The sequence below is a fragment of the Pedobacter sp. ASV1-7 genome (genome assembly GCF_040203335.1).
Lineage (GTDB): Bacteria > Bacteroidota > Bacteroidia > Sphingobacteriales > Sphingobacteriaceae > Pedobacter.
The window spans coordinates 187,566-210,909 of record NZ_JBEHBV010000004.1 but is presented as its reverse complement, the minus strand read 5'-3'; the positions used below and the strand labels follow the sequence as shown (position 1 = coordinate 210,909).

At 37.0% G+C, this 23,344-nt stretch carries 14 protein-coding genes; all 14 read right to left on the bottom strand.

The features are described from left to right. Nucleotides 1-33 precede the first annotated feature (33 nt). Nucleotides 34-1,893: a beta-N-acetylhexosaminidase gene (locus ABDJ41_RS11210; RefSeq protein WP_349786094.1), complete on the bottom strand. Its 1,860-nt coding sequence runs from the start codon at nucleotides 1,891-1,893 to the stop codon at nucleotides 34-36. Beyond that, a complete protein-coding gene (locus ABDJ41_RS11205) occupies nucleotides 1,890-3,089 on the bottom strand; it encodes an exo-alpha-sialidase (protein ID WP_349786093.1) in 1,200 nt (399 codons plus the stop codon). The genes ABDJ41_RS11210 and ABDJ41_RS11205 overlap by 4 nt, the downstream gene beginning before the upstream one ends. 7 nt (nucleotides 3,090-3,096) lie before the next feature. Next, the gene (locus ABDJ41_RS11200) at nucleotides 3,097-5,460 is read right to left on the bottom strand and encodes a LamG-like jellyroll fold domain-containing protein (protein ID WP_349786092.1); all 2,364 of its coding nucleotides are present in this window, start codon (nucleotides 5,458-5,460) and stop codon (nucleotides 3,097-3,099) included. An 18-nt stretch (nucleotides 5,461-5,478) separates the two neighbouring features. Further along, nucleotides 5,479-7,377 (bottom strand): FAD-dependent oxidoreductase, encoded by a 1,899-nt coding sequence (locus ABDJ41_RS11195; RefSeq protein ID WP_349786091.1) that lies wholly within the window; start codon nucleotides 7,375-7,377, stop codon nucleotides 5,479-5,481. 32 nt (nucleotides 7,378-7,409) lie between these two features. Next, nucleotides 7,410-8,465 (bottom strand): hypothetical protein, encoded by a 1,056-nt coding sequence (locus ABDJ41_RS11190; RefSeq protein ID WP_349786090.1) that lies wholly within the window; start codon nucleotides 8,463-8,465, stop codon nucleotides 7,410-7,412. Between the two features lie 15 nt (nucleotides 8,466-8,480). Next, a complete protein-coding gene (locus ABDJ41_RS11185) occupies nucleotides 8,481-9,395 on the bottom strand; it encodes a DUF5017 domain-containing protein (protein WP_349786089.1) in 915 nt (304 codons plus the stop codon). Nucleotides 9,396-9,416: 21 nt separating this feature from the next. Beyond that, nucleotides 9,417-11,276, bottom strand: a complete 1,860-nt coding sequence (locus tag ABDJ41_RS11180) for a RagB/SusD family nutrient uptake outer membrane protein (RefSeq protein ID WP_349786088.1) — start codon at nucleotides 11,274-11,276, stop codon at nucleotides 9,417-9,419. 34 nt (nucleotides 11,277-11,310) lie between these two features. Further along, a complete protein-coding gene (locus ABDJ41_RS11175) occupies nucleotides 11,311-14,724 on the bottom strand; it encodes a TonB-dependent receptor (RefSeq protein ID WP_349786087.1) in 3,414 nt (1,137 codons plus the stop codon). 117 nt (nucleotides 14,725-14,841) lie between these two features. After that, a complete protein-coding gene (locus ABDJ41_RS11170; protein ID WP_349786086.1) occupies nucleotides 14,842-15,972 on the bottom strand; it encodes a FecR family protein in 1,131 nt (376 codons plus the stop codon). A 62-nt stretch (nucleotides 15,973-16,034) separates the two neighbouring features. Further along, nucleotides 16,035-16,598 carry an RNA polymerase sigma factor gene (locus ABDJ41_RS11165; RefSeq protein WP_349786085.1) on the bottom strand — a complete coding sequence of 188 codons (564 nt, stop codon included), beginning with the start codon at nucleotides 16,596-16,598 and terminating at the stop codon, nucleotides 16,035-16,037. A gap of 78 nt (nucleotides 16,599-16,676) precedes the next feature. Then, nucleotides 16,677-18,176, bottom strand: coding sequence for an alpha-L-fucosidase (locus tag ABDJ41_RS11160; RefSeq protein ID WP_349786084.1), 1,500 nt, complete (start codon nucleotides 18,174-18,176; stop codon nucleotides 16,677-16,679). Nucleotides 18,177-18,183: 7 nt separating this feature from the next. Then, a complete protein-coding gene (locus ABDJ41_RS11155) occupies nucleotides 18,184-19,743 on the bottom strand; it encodes a sulfatase family protein (RefSeq protein WP_349786083.1) in 1,560 nt (519 codons plus the stop codon). A gap of 174 nt (nucleotides 19,744-19,917) precedes the next feature. Then, complete coding sequence (locus tag ABDJ41_RS11150) at nucleotides 19,918-21,876, bottom strand: ligand-binding sensor domain-containing protein (RefSeq protein ID WP_349786082.1); 1,959 nt, start codon at nucleotides 21,874-21,876, stop codon at nucleotides 19,918-19,920. Nucleotides 21,877-21,878: 2 nt separating this feature from the next. Then, nucleotides 21,879-23,342, bottom strand: a complete 1,464-nt coding sequence (locus ABDJ41_RS11145; RefSeq protein WP_349786081.1) for a BNR-4 repeat-containing protein — start codon at nucleotides 23,340-23,342, stop codon at nucleotides 21,879-21,881. Nucleotides 23,343-23,344: the final 2 nt, after the last annotated feature.

The window sequence follows — 23,344 nt, the reverse complement described above, 5'->3', positions numbered from 1 at the left end:
CATCTTGCCACGGGTTCACTGTTAAACCTGGTTCTATTTATTGCTATCAGACTTTTTTAATATAACAGCAATCGATCTGGTATTCACTTTTCCAATCCTTTTCCCACCTTTAAATGTTGTCGCTTTTATGGTTACTGGTATTTTACTTTTAAAAGTACCAGTATAAAGTTTTGAATCCATTGACGGCTCTGTCCCATCCAGTGTAAATCTGATTTCCGGTTTATAATTGTAGGCAGCTAAGGAAATATCTGCAATAGCTGATGCCGTATCTATTTTAGCCTCACACCAAACCGAATAAATACTCTTTGCATAATTAATATCAGCAGCTTTGTACTTAATGAATTCATGCTCCAGTCTTCTTGAAAAATCAGTCCAGTTTTTTAATGCATTGGATGTCCATCCTACCTCTGCAACCGCAGCCAATCTGGGGAACAGCATATACTCTACAGATTCAGGAGAATGAATATACTCTGTCCAGACATTTGCCTGTACACCTTTGATATATTTCTTCTCAGCGTTATTTAATTCAGAAGGAACAGGCTCATAACCATATACTTTCTGGATAGGCAATAAATTACCATAAGCATAAGGTTCCATATGATGCTCTCCCTGATAATAGTCAAAATACATATAAGTATTAGGACTCATGACTACTTCATGCTTCAGTTTTGCTGCAGCTATCCCTCCTTGTGTACCTCTCCAGGACATTACCATTGCATTAGGTGCTAAACCTCCTTCTAAAATTTCATCCCATCCTATGATTTTTTTGTTTTTGGTAGCTAGAAACTTTTCCATACGTCTGATAAAGTAACTCTGAAGTTCATGCTCATCTTTTAATCCCTCCTTTTTTATTCTTTCCTGACATTTCGGACATACTTTCCATCTGTCTTTCGGACATTCATCTCCCCCAATATGGATTATGTTACTTGGAAAAAGTGCTGCTACCTCTGTCAACACATCTTCTAAAAACTTAAAAGTCTGTTCATTTCCTGCACAATAAACTTCCTTTTCCACTTTCCATTGCCCCGGAATATCAAATGGTCCTCCTGTACAGGATAGTGCAGGAAAAACAGATAAGGCAGCAACAGAATGACCAGGCATTTCAATTTCCGGGATAATTGTGATGAATTTAGACTGCGCATATTTTACAACCTCTCTGATCTGATCTTGCGTGTAAAATCCACCATGCGGATTTTTATCCACCCATCTGTTTCCACCTCTGGCATACTGGGTTTCAGATCTCCATGCACCTTTCTGTGTTAACTCTGGATATTTCAAGATTTCAATTCTCCAACCTTGATCTTCAGTCAGGTGCCAGTGAAATACATTCATCTTATAAATAGCCATATGATCCAGCATTTTTTTGATAAACTCAACCGAATAAAAATACCTTCCTACATCAAGCATCAAACCTCTCCATCCAAATCTAGGTTTATCATAAACTTTTGCTGATGGAATCTGGTACAAGCTATTCTTCTTATTGATCATTTGAATAATTGTCTGGATTCCATAAAAAACACCTTGTGCATTCTTGCTGCTAATCACTACTGAATTTGAACTACTTTTTAATAAATATCCCTCAGCTCCTAAGGAATCAACTGCTCCCTTTGTGGTCAGATTGATAAAGCCACTTTTCATCCCTGGTTCCTTTTGTAAAACAGGAAGCTTTAACCCTGTTATTTTATATATATGGGCCGACAATTGATTTCCCGTAGATTTTAGATCAGCCTGCCCTGGCTCAACATAAATTACCGTTTTATTATTGATGTTAAAATTACCCTGAGTCCTCTTATAATATAATGGTCTGGGTATTATATTAGTAGTATCGCTAACGCATATACCTTCTTTTACAAAGAATATGTTCAATAGCAGGAGTATAATTACAATTCTCATAACTTAGTTTTAGTAACGTTCTTATATTTTCTGAAATTCTTTACTTTGTGGAAAGTGAGATAATTGGCATCATGCTGCCTGTGTACTCCTCCATAAGCATCATCAAAAGCAGTCCTGGATACGAATACTATATCTTTTTTGTTAAACAACCAATCTATATACTGATAACCATGGTGATCCATATCCTTATGGTGAAGGATATATTTGTGAATCTGCCAACTTTTAAGATCGGTGGATGAACATAATGCGATCGTATTGCGAATCTTTCCTGTTTCCTTTATTTCCATCAGTTCGGGTGCAATCACATTCGACAGTGTCCAGTATAAATCAGTTTCCTGATCATACCTGACACTGAATTTTTTTGATCCGCCTGGAAAATCTATAAAACCATTCTCCCGATCAAAAACAGCAGACCAACCATCATCCGATACATTGACTAAAGCTGCCTTTTCGACTCCTTTAATCTGGGTGCTTACTCTTAACAAATTCACAATCCGATTTTGCTTATTCAACAATGCATTCCCTTCCAGCCAAGCCATAAACCCGCCTTTTAAATAAGTTGAATCATAGGGTAAACTGTTGGTTTTTCTCCAATTTGATGCTTTCATCAAATCTGCATTTAACGGTATAGAAAACATACTGCTCATGAACATTTTCCCCCATCCTTTCTGATTCTTATCTATTTCCTCTACAGCTCTCCACAAATAACCATTATGAATCAATACCGGCATAGGTGCAGTATGGTATTTTCCTTCAAATATCAATCCTGAATTCTCATCTGATGGCTCCGTCCAGTTGTACCCTCCATCTGCAGACTTCCTTAAAATAAAATTCCCATATTCTTTGTCTGTCCCCATCAAGTATAATACCCCTTTAGATTCATACAGATTTGACCAGAACTGTCCCTGGATGGTACTTATTTTCTCCCATGATCTCCCCTTATTTATTGATTTATAGACAACGGTTACTCCCTGCTTTCTTTCAACCGCCCCCGGGCCAAAAAAATCATGTGATGCGATATACTCTCCATTTTCTCTGATACATATCGAGGGCGAACCAATATACTTTCCACTTGAAGCAGGTTGATGTGTAATAACTATCCCTGGTGGCTTTTCGAAATTGGTTTTCTGACCATACCCTTTTATAGAGATCAAAAAAATTACAGCCAGGAATAACTTGTTTTTCTTTAACTTCATATCCACATCATTTTATAAACTTTGCATAATCTTCAAGCACATAAGAGGTAAACCTATTGGCATCATGAAAGTTAGCCGAACCTCCCCAGGATTCCCGCACTACAAATACGATGTCCTTATCACTGAAAACAAAATCTACATATTGGTACCCCACCTGTAGTAAGGTATCGTCCCAGATATTTAAGTTGTCATCGTAAAGCACTGTCTCGACTATATCCCAATGAAGTAAGTCTTTCGAAGAAACCAGTGATAATACACATCTATGTCCTGCAAAAGTGGTGTCGACACTATTATTCACCAAAGAATAATATCTTTTAGTGCTATTATCATATTTAATAGAAAACTTTGTATTCCCTCCTGGAAAATCGATAATATCTTTAGGGTAATTAAACATTAAACTTTTACCATCAGGAGAAAGTCTCATCACCGCAGCTTTATCACTATATGGCCTTGAATTGAACCTGATGAAATTCCATACCTTACCATCTGGTGCCTGAACAGCATTTCCCTCCAGCCATCCTGGAGCTAGAAAGCGATAAGGTTCTTTCCAGTTTTTATAATCATAACTTAACTTCTCTGTAGCTGCCCAGCTTTCGGCATCCAACAGATCTCCATTTTCAGGCGCAGAAATTAAAAATGCTTTCATTTTAGGGAACTCATGCGGGTCATTGTCTTCAAATGCCCTGTAAATCCTGCCATTTGCTTTTAGCACTGGTGTTGGGGCTGTATGGTGATTGGGTGGCCTGTCATAAGGTTTTGTACCTCCTTTGAACAGAATCCCGGTTTTACTGTCCGAAGCTTTCGTCCAGTTCAGACCTTTATCCATGCTTTTCCTAATGATAATATCACCCAAACTATTATTTGTTCCTATTAAATAAAGTGCCCCATTATGCTGAAAAAGCGTTGCCCACATGATCCCTGAAAGTGTAGCTTGTAAACGCCATGATTTCGCACCATCCTCTGATATATAAATGTAATTTACCAGACCGGTTCCACTATTTGTACAACTCGCTATTAAAGTTCCATCTGATAACCTTTCAATGCTAGGATTCGATACGTACTTTTTTTGTGCAGGGTCGAGATACAATAGCTCTTGTCTTGTCTGTCTTACATTTCTTTTAGGGGCAGGATATTGATCAGGGAGGAAATAATCTGGTATTATGGCAAGACTTGCTTTAGCAGCTTCCTGCTTAAAACGATCTGCATGATCACCAAAAACAACTAGTTTGCCTGATAGATCCTGATAACTTTTCTTATCCAGTATAAGAGAGACTGCATCAACTGGTGCAAACAGCACATTATGTCTGACCAGTAACGCCCCTCTAATCATTTTTTTCTGATTATTGAGCATCATAAAATTATCACCACTCTTCATCATCGCATTTCTTTGCTTGCTTTTGATTTTCAAAGCCCCCATCTTCTGATCCCAGTTTACTTCGGCATTAAATCTTTTCGCAACAAAAGAAATTGGGACATAAAGAAGACTATTTTCGACAAATGGCACTACCAAAGCATTATCATCATTGATGAAATATCTTTTATCGTCAGCAATTGCATGATTTTTTCCGGCATAAAGGGCTACATTGTTTTTCATCAATGTTTTAATCGTATTGACCTTTTTTCGTTCCAAATCCTGCGGACTCACTAAATCCGGATTCAGATCTGGTCTTGCCAATGCATGTATTTCTGAATCACTTAATTTTCTACGATACAACCTGACCTCATCAATACCTCCATTAAAACTGAAATTCCTTCCTTTAAAGCCTCCAATAAAATCATTTATATATTGCTTTTCGGCCACATAATTATTCTCTGTAAAATCCGGTTGTTTACCTACTTTTACACCCAGTTTTTTGCCATTTACATAAAGGACAAACTCCTTGTTTGTATAATCAACCATTGCAACTAGGTGTACCCAGATCCCCGAAAAAGTATAGTTAAATCCATTTGATTTATACGGTTCTGCGGAGGTACTTCTACCTCCTATTCGTAGCTCTCCTTTTGGGGCTATATAAACACAGAAACCAGCTCCAGCCCCATTAAAAGTATTAAAAATATCATAACGAAGATCCGGATGATCTGTATTCTTTACCCAGCATGACAGTGTAATCTGACTGGCACCATTTAACTTATCTGACAGCTTCTTCCCAAGGTCTATATATCCATTTGAAGTTGACACAAAATGAGCAGCACTTTTGTACTTACCTGGCCCCAAGGACACTTCAGTTAATATACCACTAATTCCATTTCCCTCATCCATAGTCCACTGACCAACCAAGTCGTTTTGTAAACTGGGGGGAAGTTCTTGCCCATATGCTGTTACATAACACATACAGGCAATAGCTCCCTTTAGTATTTTTTTTAAGTTCATTATTTATAGTTTAATAGCTTAATAACATCTGATCTCAAATATTCTGGACAATTTATCACCATGCGTTTTTTGCACAGTAATACGTAGGTTATCAGCTTTTACAACCGGAAACTTATGAATAAACTTTCTCAGATAATTATCCTTTATTAAGGTTTTGTAGACCGGTTTCCCTTGATAAGTAAGCTCAATTAAAAAGTCGGACACTGTTTCTGGCTGAGGACCTCTCACCTGATCTTTTAAGACCACTTTTTCTCCTGAAATTCTTAAAAAGCGATGCAATCCGGTATCAAACGTACATTCGACCTGGGAAACTGAAACCGCTTGTTTCCAATCCAATGCAATCCATGGACTTACACTTCCCATTTCAGCCTGCCATTGATGAACATTTCCGTCTTTGATTTCTCTGTTGATCCCATCAATTACCCGAACAGCTTTACCTTTTTCAGTTTCAGACGAAGCTTTAACATTCGCCTTTCTGGCTAAATCCTTTTCATCTGTATTAACTACTCCCAGAATTGGCTGATCCTGACGTAGCAGTATCTGTTGAAGTTCAGCTATTTTCCCTCTCTCCGCACACAATTTAGCTGGTGTTATATTTTGACGGATACAGTAATTTATAGCTGTACCAACTGCTTGTCCAATAGCCGCACAGGTTGCCATAACCCGGGTAGAAGATAATGCGATATGAGATACACTAATGTTTCTTCCCGCCATTAGTAAATTATCAAAGCTCTTGCTGTATAAAGATCTCATAGGGATAGAATACGGACCTTTTAGCGCCACTGCTCTAAAAGGCTTTGCATTGGTATCATCCATACCCTTAGGTAAATGATCATCTAAAGCCCAGCCACCATAAGCAACACGGTCATACAGATCTTCAGGGAATTGCACATCTTTTTGTACCATAATATAATCACCTGTGATTCTTCTGCTTTCCCTTTTTCCAGGAACAGCACCAAACCAGGAAAGAGCCCATCTGGCAGATTCAGGATGATTCCCTGAATTTTTAATGTAATCCCATACACCAAACAACACAGCCATCAGGTCTTCTCTGATTTTCTGCCCATCCTTGATAATCTCTTCTGTTCCCCCCAGCTCTAACCACCAGTATCCATATTCAAATGAGGTAATTTTACGATGTTCAAAATCCTTAAAAGTATATTTCCTTGCCCATGATGGTGCTATAAATGGCATGGTTCTATCATGCTCTTCTGCCATAAAAAGCAAGCTATTACCCATCGTTATTTCATCTGGCTTTTCATGACCCAATGATTCATTCCATTTCGATTTGGCTTCCCTACCTGTCATAAACTCAGCTCCTGCCAAAGCAGCCATAGTTCCATCACCAGTGCAGTCAACGTAATACTTTGCTTTAATATGATATAGTTCTTCTGTTTGCGAACAATAAGATTTAACATTGGTAATCTGCCTGTTTTTTGTTTCTACATCAAAAACACTAGCATCAAATAAGATGGTAATATTAGGCTCTGAAATCACCTTATCATATAAGACATAATCAAAAATCTCATATGATTTCTGCGGATTTGTTACCGCTTCTGTAAGCATCAGTTCCTCCAATATTCCCGTTTCCCGCCATACCTGTCTCAAAACACTAGCTCCTGAAATATGCATTCTTATTTCACTGCTGGCATTCCCTCCGAATCTTGATCGGTTATGTATAAACACAACTTTAGATCCATTTCTTGCAGCCGCTAAAGCTGCACAAACACCAGACATTCCTCCACCAGCTACCACAACATCTGTGCTTAACTTACGTAGTTTATAAACCTCAGGATGTCCGGTTGTACTGATCTTCTCTTTAGTATTTTCTCCACTAAAGGCAATTGCAGGATTAATTAAGAAAGTTCCTGAGCTTAGTCCCATTACCTTTAAAAAATTACGTCTGTTATCTTTCATTATTACAATGTTTTATTTGGTTCTATTACGTGTTACAATTCCATTAAAAAATCAGTAGCTGATTGTACTACTTCAGGTTTCGTGGCATTTAACAACATTTTCATTTCATTCATGAAGCTCTGTTTTATAGTGCTTCGGTTTCTATCTAAAATTTTAAATGTTAAGGCTAATTGTGCAGGTGTTAATACAGGAATAACTTTTATGATATCCCTGAGAGTCCCGGAACTTAAGTCCTGTTTTGATAAATTCTCAAGAATACTTATCCTTACAGGATTACTGTATTGATCTAGTTTTTGTAGTACGCTCTGTTGGAAACTTTCGCGGTCCCATATTTTTAATGGTAATCTGGAAAGTGCATACAATGGTATGTATGCGTCTTTGTCAGAGATCAGTCTGATCAATTCCTCCTCAAATTTTTCGACTTTATGATCAGGAATATATTCGATTAAAAAAAACTTATACACCTTATGATCAGACAGAAGCAATCGCTTGATTTCTGTATCCGTAAACACATTCTTTTTAGAATATTCAAGCATAGCTTTTTTGATATCGCCATTTACAAAATGCCACAGTGTATATACGGTATACACTGCACCTTGTACTACTGCTCCTTCAAAAGTTGGATTTGTAGCTCCTGTTACAGCATCTACTTTAATTTGTGAAACAACTTTAACGGTTGTATCAACCAGATCATTCATACCGTAATCTCTAAGCAATGAATTCGTATCCGAAAGAATTTCATGAAGTTTATGATGATCTTCTTTTGTCAATTCTACATGATCAAACTTTGTCAATTCGTTGCCTTTGGCAACTTTATAATCAACAAAATTCCCAAGCAGATCCCAATAAACATCAATATTGATTGGACGACATAAACTGTCTGAACACACATTTCCAGATAAATTAGCCATATACAGTTCATAATCTCCTGCCTGATTAAGTAGCAAATTAACCCTGACTTCAGCATCATCAGTTCGAAAATTAAAGCCGTTGGCTTTTCGAACCTTCTGATCATTTAACTGTGCAAATGATCCCAGGCTATTCATCACTAAAAGAAACAGAATCCCTACACTCTTTAATAACATCATTTTCCCCACAACGTCTTAATAAACGTTAATTTCGAGTTCCTTAACTACCTTTTTTTCATCATATACATTTGCATTTTTTACGATGAATACGGCTTTATATTTCCCGGCTTTGCTATAGGTGTAAGTGTAAAATTTTAAATCAGGATCCTCTACTGTTTTAACTGAAATGGGTTTATCAGGTCCCAGATCTATCTGTTTCTCAATCTTCAGTCCTTTAGTTATAGCATATGCTTCAGTAGTGATCTCATTATTTCTTGCATTAGCAATAAAGTTTACATAAGTCGGGAGCAATGATGCCCGACCCGTCTCATAATTATCTGAAAGTACAAGATTCAATCCGGCAGTACTGTGTGTCGCCAAAGTAACACTATTTCCATTCGTAACGGACTCCAGTAAATAGCTTTGAATGCGCCAGATATTAAACCTTCCATATGCAGTGAATGGTTTAGTAACATACTTAAAAGCAAAATAAACTGTCTTTTCACTATCAACATAATTAGAAACATCTATTTTTCCGGATGGCACATAAACTCTGTTATCAGAATGTTGTGCAATTCTGAATTTATCTGTTATATCGCTCCAGTCAGCCGCATTTATATTTTGCAGATTATAATTTCCATCAAAATTATCAGAGGTCAGAATTGACAATTGATTTTCCTGAGCACCATCAAGAATCTGAGAATTGAAAGACATCAGTATCTCTGCATCTTTTGTTCTTCCCTCTTTAAAAGAGTAATCCGACCCGACCTCTCCTGAATAAAAATAAATAAAATCAGAAGTACCTGATAAATTAAACTTAACCTCATCCCCGGCCTTTACATTTACAGATTCAGGCTGAATCTCCAGATTAGGATTGTTTACAACTTCTTCCTTTTTACAAGACGAAAGGGCTATTAAAAAACCCACATAAAATAAATATTTCTTCATCATTTTAAATATTGAATTGTGTTTTTACCAGCCTTTATTTTGTACCAGATTAGGATTAACACCCATTTCATGAGATGGAATAGGCCATATAACATCCCTTCCAGTTGCATTGGTATAATAAATCAATGCATTATTCCTGTCTGTAAAAGCAGGTGCAGTTAATGTTTCAGTTTTACATACTCCCATTCTTTCTTCAAAAATCCCCCACCTTACCAAATCACCCTTTCTCAACAACTCAAAAGACAGCTCCCTTGCTCTTTCTTTCTGAATGTAATCTTTAAATGAAACCTTATCTACAATCCCATCACTTGCAGAAATTTCAGCATCCTGAATAGTTGTCAATATCACTTTGGCAGTTGCTCCAGTTCCAACACCTGTAATTGTTATTGTTGGAACTGTGGAATATTTGTTTCCTGGATTACTGATATTAATTGCTGTAATTTTACCTCCGGAAACAGTTGCAGTAGCTAAGGCACCAGAACCACCTCCACCCGAAATAGTCACAGTAGGAGCAGCAGTATAACCTGTTCCACCATTTAGTATTTCAATTGTTTTAACACTTTCCGATGCACTTCCTACCCCATTTAAATTTTTGCCATAACCTCGTCTTCTCACCTGGTTCACATATTCAATGGATGTAGTAGTTGGCCCATTTATTTCATTATCAGCTTCAGCATACATTAATAAAACATCAGCATAACGCAATAAGGGGAAATTAATAGAAGTGTATCCGTCTACCTTCGGTGTTAAAGTTTCTTTCTCCCGTCTGAACTTACCAACACAACGCTGACTAATTTCTGTTACAGTATGATTTGTCTTAACCGCAGGATTTGTACTGCTGTACTTAAATGGAGCGATTGACCAGTCTCTTCTCAGATCATAAGAATAAAGCTTGTCAGGAGAATCATATAACTTATAAAAATAAATGCTGGGATGTGTATACCCAACAGCGTAGCCAATGGTTGGGTCTGTTGAAGTGTATCTGATTCCGTTACCACGACCAACCATTCCACCATTTAAATAAGGCCCTATACTATTATTTCCCCAGAACTCAACTTCCCAGATGCTTTCCTTATAATCATATTTGTCCTGAGCATAGTTAATGAATACATCTTCGTAAGAATTGTTAAGTTGATGAAAGCCTCCATCAATTACCTTACCTGCCCATTCTTTTGCCTTAATAAACTTACTATGATCATTAACAGGGTTTCCAGCCATATGCAGACAGACTCTTGCCATCACTCCCCATACAGCGGATTTACTAACTTTTCCTCCAAAGCCAATGCTTTGTATGTCTTCTACCAGGTTCGATGCAGTCTCCATATCAGCAAGAATCTGCTCATAAATCTGTTTTGCCGGAGTTCCTGGCAAATGCAGACTTTCTACAGATGAAGAAGCTGGAGTCTTTAATACCATCGGAACATTGCCAAAATAACTGACTAGCATAAAATAAAAATAGCTCCGTAAGAATAAGGCCTGTCCCTTAATAGCGCCTCTTTTTGTTGCATCCATATCTGGCTTATCTATATTATCCAGCAATAGATTTGCTTTATTTATCCCTATATACAACTCCTTCCAAAAAGCTTCTATCTTAATATCATTAGCAGAAACAGTATAACCGCCAACAGTAGCCAGTTCATTAGTAAAAGCATTAAATCCTTCATCAGCTTCTAATCCCATACGTCCCAACATATAATTGCCATAAAGATTTGAGCTCTTTAAGGTTGCATATACCCCGTTCAAAGCAGTCTGTAACTGAGCTTCAGTTTCATAATAGTTTTTAGGACTTAAAAAATCTTTCGGCGTAGTGTCAAGAAACTTTTCGCATGATGAAAGTATCAGCCCAAAACACAATAAGGGAGCTACAAAAAATAATTTTTTCATTTTTTAATATTTTATCTGTTGATTCCTCAATTAATTAAAGTGACACTTTGATACCAAAAGTGATCGCTTTCTCTCTTGGGTATGCAGAATAATCGTATCCTGGTGTTAGTGTTGAATTTTGAACAGAAACTTCAGGATCCATTCCCGAGTAATTGGTCCACGTATGTAAATTCTGGGCTGAAATGTACGTTTCAATGCTTTTCAATTTCAACTTTTTATTAATCTGCTCCGGTAAACGATAAGATAAAGAAACAGTCTTTAAACGTAGATAAGAACCATCTTCTATTAATCTGGATGAAAACATACCAGTAGGGCCTTGTCCGCCTGGTCTGAAATATTTATTCCCCGGATTTTCCGGTGTCCACCTATCTACATAAGTAGCATATTGGTTTAAATTGCTCCGGTTATAAGCGTTGCCTTCGAACATATCACGGTTAGCATTAAAAATATCATTGCCATATGACCATTGAAAAAAGACATTCAGCGACAAGGATTTATAGGTAAAATTATTGTTGAACCCTCCGATATGAATAGGAATAGCACGTCCTATGTAAACCCTATCTTTATCGTTAACAATACCATCATCGTTAAGATCCTTATACTTAATATCTCCTGGCTTAATATTTTGCCGTGGGGTACCATTTGATGCAATGTTTGATTTCAATTGATAAGCACCTCCTGATAAAACATCAAAATCTTCAATCTGATAATTACCTAGCCATTCATAACCAAAGAAAGTTGCAGCAGGGCCACCAACTTTGGCCAGAAACAATTGTGCCTCGGTATAACTGGCCGGAAAATTTACAGATGAAATTAAGGTTTGTTGCCCCTCCGCTAATTCAAGTATTTTATTGTTGTTAAATGCAATATTAAAATCACTTGACCATTCAAAATTTTCAGTCTTAACATTTACGGTATTTAAAGAGAACTCCATCCCCTGATTTCTTATCTTACCAATGTTCTTTAATATTTTACCATATCCGGTACTATAAGGAACAACAGCATTCAATAACAAATCGTTGGTATTTTTTCTGTATAAGTCTACAACCAGATTAATTCTGTTTTTAAAGAAGGAAATGTCATAGCCAATATCTACTTGTGCAGTACTTTCCCATTTTAAATCTTCATTACCATAGGTGCTTGGTAAAATACCGTTTGAAGGAGTTTGATTGTTATAAGAATAGTAATTGTTATAAGGCATTGTTAACGACGACAGATAGGGAAAATCTGTTACCCTGTTATTTCCTGTAATTCCATAACTAATTCTGAATTTAGCATCTGAGACAACATTCGAGCTTTTCATAAAATTTTCTTTGCCCATATTCCAGGCAAAAGCAGCTGAGGGGAAATATCCCCATTTATGCCCCTTGGCAAACTTTGAAGAAGCATCTGCTCTGAATGATGCCGTAAATAAATACTTAGATTTATAATTGTAATTAACTCTGGATAAAAAGGAAACTAAAGTATTTTCAGTATCCAGAGAAGCCAGGGAAGTAAGCTCTCCCTGATCCAGACCACTTATACCTAACTCGGGGTTAGGAACCCGTTGAGCTTCGTAACCATTTCGCTTATATTTGTTAGATTGGAAAGTAACACCGCCAATCACATCCAGATAATTATTTTTATTGATCTGGTTTTTATACGTCAATATATTTTCATTTACCCAGGTATTTAAATAGGTATTATATATAGATCCATTGACTCCCCTTGTATTATCAGGAAAAGGATAACCTCTTGATGTTAACTCATTATAAAAGGACTCATTTAATAAAGTTCTATTATTCACTCCCCCCCTGATCGCAAGATCAAAGTTTTTAGAAATGGCGTAATTGATTCTTGCATTAGCGAAAAGGGTACTTGTTGTCTGTTTTCTTATTTCATTTTTCGCTGACAAGTAAGGATTAAATCGAGAGTCATTGGCTGATTCATCGATGGGGTTTTCTTCCAGATCTGTTCCCTCAGTAGGAATGGGCCTGTAGCCCCATATCTGATACATCAGATAGGTTGAATAGGCTTGCCCGCTTGTTGACCGTGAAGAGGAAACTGGTTGTCCGTAACTTTTTTCAGAGCTTGTATTCAAGTTAACGAATAGCCTCAGTTTTTTATTTATGCGCTGATCCAATAGGAATCTACCTTGATAACGGTTGTATCCTGAATTCACAATTACTCCCTCCTGGTCAAAAATTGAACCCGAAATGGAATATTTAGTTTGGTCAGTGCCTCCTGATAAAGAAAGATTATGAATATGCAAAGGAGCAAGACTAAACATCTTTTCCTGCCAGTCAATAGGTTTAATGTTATGATAATCTTCCAGAACTCTATTCGGACTAGTGAGATAAGTAGAAGTTGCTATTGCAGGATTGATCTCTAATTGATATTTAACAAAGTCATACGCGCTCATTAAATCCATTTTATTAGTCACATCTTGAAAACCAATTGATCCATCATAAGATAAAACAGGAAGTCCTATTTTTCCTTTTTTGGTTTCCACTACAATTACACCATTTGCTCCTCTAGATCCATAAATAGCTGTGGCAGAAGCATCTTTTAATACTGTTACAGATTCAATATCCTTGGGATTTAATACTGAACTTATGGCATCCTCTACAGGGAATCCATCTATCACATACAATGGAGAATTAGATTGTGTTAAGGAATTACCACCTCTAATCACAATATTCATTCCCGCTCCAGGCTGTCCCTCATCAGAACTTACCTGTACCCCGGCAATCCTACCAGCAAGTGCCTGTTCCATTGTTGCAACTGGTGCTTTGGCTAAATCCTTCATATTGACCTCACCAACTGATCCTGTAAGATCACTTTTCTTTACTGTTCCGTAGCCCACAACGACCACTCCATCAAGTGACGTAGTTTGCTCTTTTAAAACAACGTTAATTACAGTACTGTTCAGAACAGCTTTTTCATAAGGGATAAATCCCAGGTATTGAAACAGTAAAACTGTCTGCTCATCAGGCACGTTTAATTTATACTTTCCATGCTGATCTGATGCCGTTCCAGTCTGTGCTCCTTTAATTTTAACACTTACACCTTGAATTGGAATGCCACTTCCATCAGTAATTGTTCCTGTTATACCTATAATCCGACTATTTTTTTTGTTGTCCTTTTTAGGTTTAACAACAATCGTTTTATTTTTAATGGTATAATCTAAAGGTTGATTTGCAAAAGAAAATCTGAGAACCTCCTCTAACGTTTCTTTATTAAATCTGGCATTAACCGGTTTTGAAACCTTTAATTCCTCAGCATCATAAAAAACATTAAAATCGGTTTGGGCCTCAACTTCTTTTAAGATCTGCTTAAGTGTTGCTTCCTTATTTGTGAATGTTATCCTTTGAGCAAAGGTTTTCATACTCACACTGGTCAAAGCAAAAAATAATGCAATGGGTACAAAATTACTGCGCCTTAGTATAGACGGAATATAAAAATTCATACATTTAGTTAAATTTGGTTATGGTTTGTTTGTTGATTATTTAACAGCAAATACAAAACTGGCCAGGGGTGGCTCCAATCACTCCTGGTTTATTTGTATTTCTTTCTGGTTTTCTGATTAATTCATCACTATTACCCTCCTTCCTTCAACTACAAAATGTACAGAACCAGTGAGTTCTAATATTTCAAGTGCCTGTTCCAAGCTCTCAAAACGAGAAATAGTACCTCCAAAAACTTTGTTGGCAGTACGATTCCCTTTATACTCCACATCCACATCGTACCACCTGCTAATCTGACGCATAATGGTTTGCAGATTTTGGTCATTGAAAATAAACTTTCCATCTTTCCAGGCCATAGCTTCATCAATATTTGCTATTTTAATATGAAGCAAAGTACCTGCGTTGCTTACAACAAGCTGTTGACCTGGAGATAAAATGGTTCCTTTAGTTGACCCTCTACGCATAACATTCACACTTCCTTCTAAAAGAGTAGTTTTAGTTTCACTTTCATCCTGATAACTATTTACATTGAAATGTGTACCAAGAACTTCAATTTCCTGTTTCTCTGTAGAAACGATAAATGGTTTATCTTTATTTTTAGAAACCTCAAAATAAGCCTCACCATTCAACTCCACTTTACGTTGACCAACCCCATTGAAAGTTGCAGGAAATTTAAGAGAAGAGGCAGCATTAAGCCACACTTTTGTACCATCAGGTAAACGTAATTGATATTGACCACCTTTAGGAGTTTCAATCTTATTGTATACAAGACTCCCGGCCTTATTAATATCAGCTGAGTATACCAGTTTGCCATCAGCCTCTTTAATAATCGAATTCCCTGATTGCTGTGCAAGCTTTCCGTTTTCGGCATCATTCAATAACACACGTTCACCATTTGCTAAGGTTAAAACAGCCTTATTACTACCCGGAGGAATATGTACACTGGTTTTTGTTACAATCTGCTTTACTGGCTCATGAACCTGATATATGAAGAGATACAGCCCTGTTATGATTAATAAAACGGCAGCTACACCCGCTATACGATAATACAATCTGGTTGTTTTAACCTGATGAACAGGTAATCTGCCCAATAGTTTCTGTTCTATAGCATCAAAATCAACCTGTCCCGGCATTGTCTCTGCCTGATCAATTTCATGGTTATACCAGTGTTCCAGCAAAAGCTTTTCCTCATGAGTAGCCTTGCCTTCCAGATACTTATTTATTAATTCCTGTGCTTTTAATCTGTCCATATTAAACCGGGCATTTTATCCCTTATTTAACTTAAGACAAACTCAGCCTCCCATGGTATACATCAAAAAGAAAATAAAAGTGAAGATATTTGTGACCTCAATACTTTAAGCGCCCTGTTAATGGTTTTTTTTACTGCATGATCAGTAATATCAAGCTCATCGGCAATTGCCTTGTTTGATAAGCCCTCATTCCTGCTCATTTCAAATATCCTTTTCATTTTTGGAGAGAATGCTGCAACTTCACGTTCAATCCGTTCAGCAAAATCACGATAACAAACCTCCTCTTCGGTAGATAAGGCTCCTTTATTAATAAAATCTACTAATGATTCAAGATACTTGTGTTTTAACTTACTTCTATTAATCCGATTAAGGGTATGGTTACGAACAGCCATATAGAGATAGGATTTTACCGATACATCCGGACTAATCTCTATCTTCTTTTCCCAAAGAATTGTATAGATATCCTGAACAACATCCATAGCTTCATCATCATCTCTAAGCATTTTTCGGGCATGAAGATATAATAATGGCCAGTATCTCTTATATAATTGCGTATAGGCGAGCTGATCACCTTTTTTTAGTAAGCTGGTTAATTCATTATCGGAAAGTTTACTATATGAATCCATATTAAACATCTTACTAAGGCAAGAAACTCCTATAAAAGGAAAGTATTAATCAGGATATCAAATATAGAATAAAGTTTCTTATTCTATCTGTTTATATAAACCAAATTCTGAGATTGTTGGATTTAAGCGTGAAGAATTGATCGTTACTCTAACCTTTTCAGAAGTTACTGGTTTAAATCTAAGTAAACGTTTATAACCAACAGTTGTTCCCTCAGTAAGAGCTTTCCATTTACCATTATCTAAATATTCAATAGAAAACTTTTCTATACGCTGACCGATTGTGATATTTTCCTGTAGCATTGCTACATCAAAAGTAGCTGATTTTTGTAGCGTAAATTCTATTACTGAAGTAGTATCTGTTCCTTTTGTAGTCCAGTGAGTTTTATAGTTACCATCTAACAGTGCCTTTTCATCCTTACCATTTGAAGAAACGACTCTCGCCTTAGCAGCCAGGTTTGTCTTAAATGTTCCATTTCTAATTCTTGCCCATTCGTTCAAGCTATTGATATCACTTTTATTGATCAATCCTCTAGTATCCGGAGGGATATTCATCAATAGTACACTATTCTTACCTACAGAACTGTAATAAATGTCCAGCAGTTTTTCCGGTGTTTTAACTTTGGTATCTTCCGAAGGACGATAGAACCACCCTGGTCTAATGGATACATCTGTTTCAGCAGGATACCACACAAGTCCTTTAGCATTTTTAAGTTTATCTCGACCTCCAATATCTGCTCCTTTTAGAAATCCTGTTGGTTTCGTATTCATCTCCTGCTGTGAATCTTCTGAGATCTTGGTCTGAGATAAGTTATTTGCCGGCAATACACTCCATTCTGTATCTCTGCCATAACCTGTTTCCGTTCCAACCCACCGTACATCCGGTCCCATAATTGCAATGGTCGCTTTTGGTTGAAGTTTGCGGATGTGTGCATACCAGCGATCAAAATCATACTCTTGCTTTTTACCATTGGGGCCTTCGCCATTTGCACCATCAAACCAAACCTCATCTACCTGTCCATACAGACTAAGTAACTCTGTTAACTGATCTATAAAAAGATCATTATAACTATTTGTACCATAAAGTGGTGAATTCATATCCCATGGAGAAAGGTAAATACCAAATCCAATCTCATACTTTTTACAAGCATCAGCAACTTCTTTCACAACATCTCCCTTCCCTGATTTCCAGAGACTACTTTTTACAGAATGATCAGTTGTACGGGTTGGCCATAAACAAAAGCCATCGTGGTGCTTAGCTGTTAATATGATTTGCTTAAATCCAGCATCCTTTGCTACTTTTACCCATTGTATGGCATCCAGATTCGACGGATTAAAAATCTTAGGATCTTCTTTTCCAGTCCCCCATTCTCTATTCGTAAATGTATTTACACCAAAATGAAAAAATGCAGTCAGTTCCAGCTTCTGCCAATTTAACTGACGTGGTGAAGGTGTGATATTTGCAGCTTTTCTGATAATTTCAGCTTCGCTGTCACTTGAAGATATGATATCGTAATTCTGTTGCGCTATTGCTGAACTGCACAACATCAACAATGAACCAATTATAAGACTTGATTTCATTTCCATATTATTTCTTATTGTCCTTTTCTAAAATTCTCAGGGCATCATTATCTTCAAATTGCTCAATCTGACTGATTAACTCTTTGTTCAAACCAGCAGTAATAGCCTCATACCCCTTCTTTCCATATTTGTTATCCATTTCATCCGGATCTGTTTTAAGATCATACAATTCCCAACCTTCTACTCGTTTATAGAATCTGATCAATTTATATCTTTTTGTACGGATTCCAAAATGCGGAGAAACGGCATGCTCCCCATTTTCATAATAATGGTAATACAATACCTGTCTACCTTTATCAGCTTTATTTTTTAAGACAGGCAACATAGATTTGCCTTGTACATCTTTGGGAATAGGTAGTCCTGCTGCTTCAAGTACTGTTGGGGCAATATCCAGATTCATCACAAAACGATCAGAAACAGTTCCCGCTTTAATCAGTCCCGGGTAGCGCATTACCATTGGAGTACGAAAAGATTCTTCATAAATCCATCGTTTATCAAACCAACCATGCTCCCCCATATAAAATCCCTGATCAGATAAGTAGATTACGATAGTATTGTCATTAAGGCCATGCTTATCCAGATAATCCAGCGTACGTCCTATGTTTCGATCGAGAGATGCAGCTGTACTCAGGTAATCCCGCATATAACGTTGAAATTTCCATTCTGTCAATGCCTTCCCTTCTAATTTCAAGCCATTAAACTTAGCTTCAATTGGCTTATAATATGCATCAACCTTTGCACGTTGCTTTACATTCATTCTTTTAAAATTACCATCTATATTTTCCTTTTCGTCTGAGCCAAACATTTTTAAGTCATATCCTATCAACATAGTTTTTGCTATGGACATATCTTGTATCCCTGCAGCCTTTCTACCCTTATAAGTATCGTAAAAATTAGCAGGTAGTGGAAAATTTACCTGATCAAACTTACCTAAATCAGCTGTATCGGGTAACCATACCCGATGTGTAGCTTTATGACCTATCACCAAACAAAATGGTTTAGATTCATCTCTGTTATTTAGCCAATTTTCAGTTTCCTCAGTAATTACGTTAGTAACATAGCCCTCCACCCTCTTTTTACTACCATCCATCATATTAAAATCCGGATTATAATACTGTCCCTGATTAGGTAATATCTGCCAGAAATCGAAACCTTGGGGTTTACTTTCCAGATGCCATTTGCCTATCCATGCTGTTTGATAGCCTCCACCTTGTAATTGCTTAACAAAAGAGTCCTGATCACCGTTAAAAACTGAACTCTCATTATCTTTGAACCCATTTTTATGACTGTATTTTCCCGTTAGGATTACAGCCCTGCTAGGTCCACAAATAGAATTAGTTACATAAGCCTTATCAAAACGAACACCTTCATTTGCAATTCGGTCTATGTTAGGCGTCTGCATCATTTTGCTTCCATAAGCACTGATTGTTTGATAAGCATGATCATCCGAAATGATGATCACAATATTTGGTCGTTTCACAGCAGCTTCTTTTTGGGGTACTTGTGCAAAAAGAAGCATACTGCTACTAACCAATACAAGGAGAATTAAAGTTTTAAATATTTTCATCAGTACATAATTTGATGTTAATTAACCTCCTTGTTGTTATACAACATAGGGTTTAATGTAAATATACTTCTTCCTGCTGCTCCTAGCCTTTTTGAATGGAAATATAATTTATTATTAAACCTGATCCAGTCTTTATTTGTCTTTGGCGACCAAAGTACTTTAATGGTTAAACACCTAATTACCTACTTTATATTGCCAGAGTTCCTTTGTACGTCTGAAATAAAGATTCCCATCCTTATCCATTGCAAGGAGACTAGCTCCTTTAACCAATATTGTCGGTGTCTTTGTTTTAGGATCTATTTTAAACAAATGATCATTTCCCGTTCCATATACCTCTCCTGAAGGATGAATCACTAGTGTACCACCCCTCCAGACATGACTGGTAAGTGGGGGCACATCATATAACTTATGTGTAGAAATCACTTCCCGTTTTTCAGTGTCAAAAATAAAAAGCATGCCTCCAGCAATTCCCCAAACATTTCCATCTGGTCCATTAATCAGGCAAGTAATTGCAGACGCACCTGGAACCGGCACCAACTCAAACTCCTTTCTATTGGTATCCATATTCCATCCAAAAAGCACAGCTTCTTTAGCGACAGGTTTTACACCCAATCCACCAGAAATTGTTGTGCCACCCAACACCAGATCAGTAGTTTTAACAAGACTGGAAATAGATTGCATTGAAATAACTTTTCCATATGAAGAAAGTTTATCACTCGCTTTATCGTATACCAGCAATGCCCCACCAAGTTTACCATAATCGGGAATCATACCAAACACCATTTTCTGCTGATCAGGAATGCTTAAAATTGCAAACGAACGGCTTTGACCCTCAATCTCTCCAATTTTTCGGGGATTATTTGCATCTGGATTCCATTTCTCATCAGTATTATAAACATAAAATCTGCCTTTGGGATAAATCCCAAAGTAAATGAATTTTTCCTGAACGGCCATTCCTTCTGTTTGATCAAGTCCCTCATATCTTGTATTTTTACCAGTTACAGGATCATAAGTAGCATGCCCACCTGCCAGATATCCACCCATCCATATTTTTTCATCAGGCCCGTATAAAATTGCATTAATTGGAATCGCTTGTTGTGGAATAGCCAGTTTCTGAGTTTTAACTTTACCATTCTCAGTATTGTACTTTACCAAAATTCCCTTATCAGTTAAAATATGTATTTTTCCATCCTGGCCCATTGTAATTGCATTTGCAGTTCCAATACCTGCAGCTAAAGTTTTCGCAAATGAAACAGATACAGCAGGATTAAAACTCATAAGGTTGAATTTTGAAGTATAAAAAACCCTGTCATTTGCTTTATCATCCCATACCATTTTCATATCCATACCTTCAATTTCCTGTTCAACTTGATGTGTCTTCAGATTATAAACGAGTGTTTGACGACCTGAAGTAAGCAACACAAGCAACCTATCTACACCATCCCTCCCATTTACCAATTCAAGTCCATATACAAACTCCTTAGATTTATATTTTTCAGGAAGTATATCTCTTCTAATCCCTGTTATGGGATCAATTTCGATCAAATGAGCATGAGACCCTATTCCTGCATAAAGTAATCCTGTCCTTTCATTAAAAACCAAGCTTCTAACATAATTTTCTCCATTCACCAATGGCCCCTTTCCTACATCAGAAAAACCATCAGCAGCATGATACCTGAATACTCTACAACCTGGATATGTGGCGCCAAAAATTTCACCATTTTTCCCAACGGTCAGGTTCCACACATAAGTCTCTCCTTTCAGGGCTAACCCAAGATTTTCTACCAACTGAGTACCTGGACGATGCCTAAACAAAAAACCACTAGCTCCGGGAATATATAGATAACCATCAGAAGAATAAGCCATATCCCATGCCCCATCAGCCCCCGTTAACTCCTTATCCAATATCAGTTTACCTGAATTTACCTCATAACCTAACAGATGGGCAGGTTCTCCTCTAACAACCGTAAATACAAGTTCCCTCCCATTATTATCTTTTAGAAAAATACTTCCTTGAATCATTGCTGCACCAACCTGAACACCCAGATTTGTTAATTTACCGTCCTGAGCTTTCGGCGTTAAAGAAATTAACATCAGGCATAACAGTGTCAGACCTATTAAATCTCTTCTCATATTTAGCGTTTATTAAGTTTTACCTTTTTTGGTTTTACAAAATCGGCATTCATTGTTTCCGGTAACATATAAACATTGCCTTTTTTATCAGTAAAATACAATCTTGATACTGACCGCTTTCTACCGTGGCCGTCAGCCCAAAAAGCATAAAAACCATCATTAACATTAACAGGCCTTCTTGCATACGAATGATTGTACAGACTATGTTTAGTTAAAAGCTTAGACGTCCATTTCCTGCCTTGGTTCTTACTAATCCATAAAACCATTTCCCCGCCAGTATTGTATGCTTGAGGTCCCCGGGCAGTGGGTCCGATCATACGCCAAACATCCTTATCATCGACATATAAAGAGCCCATATCATAGTTATTGTCAGACTTCGTAATGGGTAGTATTTCCCATTCAGCGCCAGTAAATCTAGCTGTATGCCATAACCGAGGGCCATTTTTCGGACCAGCTTGATAACCCTTTCCGGTAAGGTACAAAATAATCGGATTACCTCTTTTATCAAAGGTTAAATCATTGATATACACATTTAAACCACTGCTATAATAATCTTTAACCAAAGCAGAGTTTTCAATTGTATTCAATGGTAACTGAAGTGTTTTACCCTCGATAGTGCTCCATGTTTTACCAAAATCTGTACTCTCTATATAATATAGGTTTGAACGATAATTTAAGCCATTCTCATTCTGCTTAATTGGATGAAAGTTAAACGCAGAAGCTAATTTATTTTGATACTGACCACTAGTTTGATAATGTCCCTCCTCAATGGTAGCCAAATCAGTCCATTCACCATATTTCACACCATCTGAGGATGTCATGTAACTAATAGTTCTTCTTGGCTTGGTTGGCTGTCCTGGAATCACATTTCTATCATAGTGAGTAAAGAGATTAATGAAACCATTTGCAGGTTGATACCAACTCTGCAGATAAGAGAAATTATCCATGGGCACTATTTCACCATTTTCTGTTTTGGTGGTATGAACCTGTACAAAGGTGGTAATGTCATAGGGTTTTAAACTCTTATGAACATAGGAAGGACTATTAGTCCCGTGAGCGGTAGAGAATAACCAGATAAATCCTTCCTTATCTATGTTCATTACAGGATTATCGTGTGCATTATCAGTCTTTTTATCTAAAACGATAGTAGGCCTTGGTACTTTACCTGTACTATGGTCATAATAAGAAACCATATGCAGTAAGGTTTTGCCTTTGGCATCAGTTCCGCCATAACAAAAAAAGGTTTTATTTACAGCCTTTACATAAACTGAAAATGGATAATGATTAGCAGGATAAGTGCCTAACCCTCCACTATATTTATATACGTACTCATCATTGGAAGGTTGATTGCTATACCAAATTCCTCGATAACCATCGTCCTTTTGGTTCAGGGTTAATGGTTTCTGGGCTAACACAGCACTGTAATATGAGACAGCAAAAAACAACAAAAAAATAGATTTCTTCATCA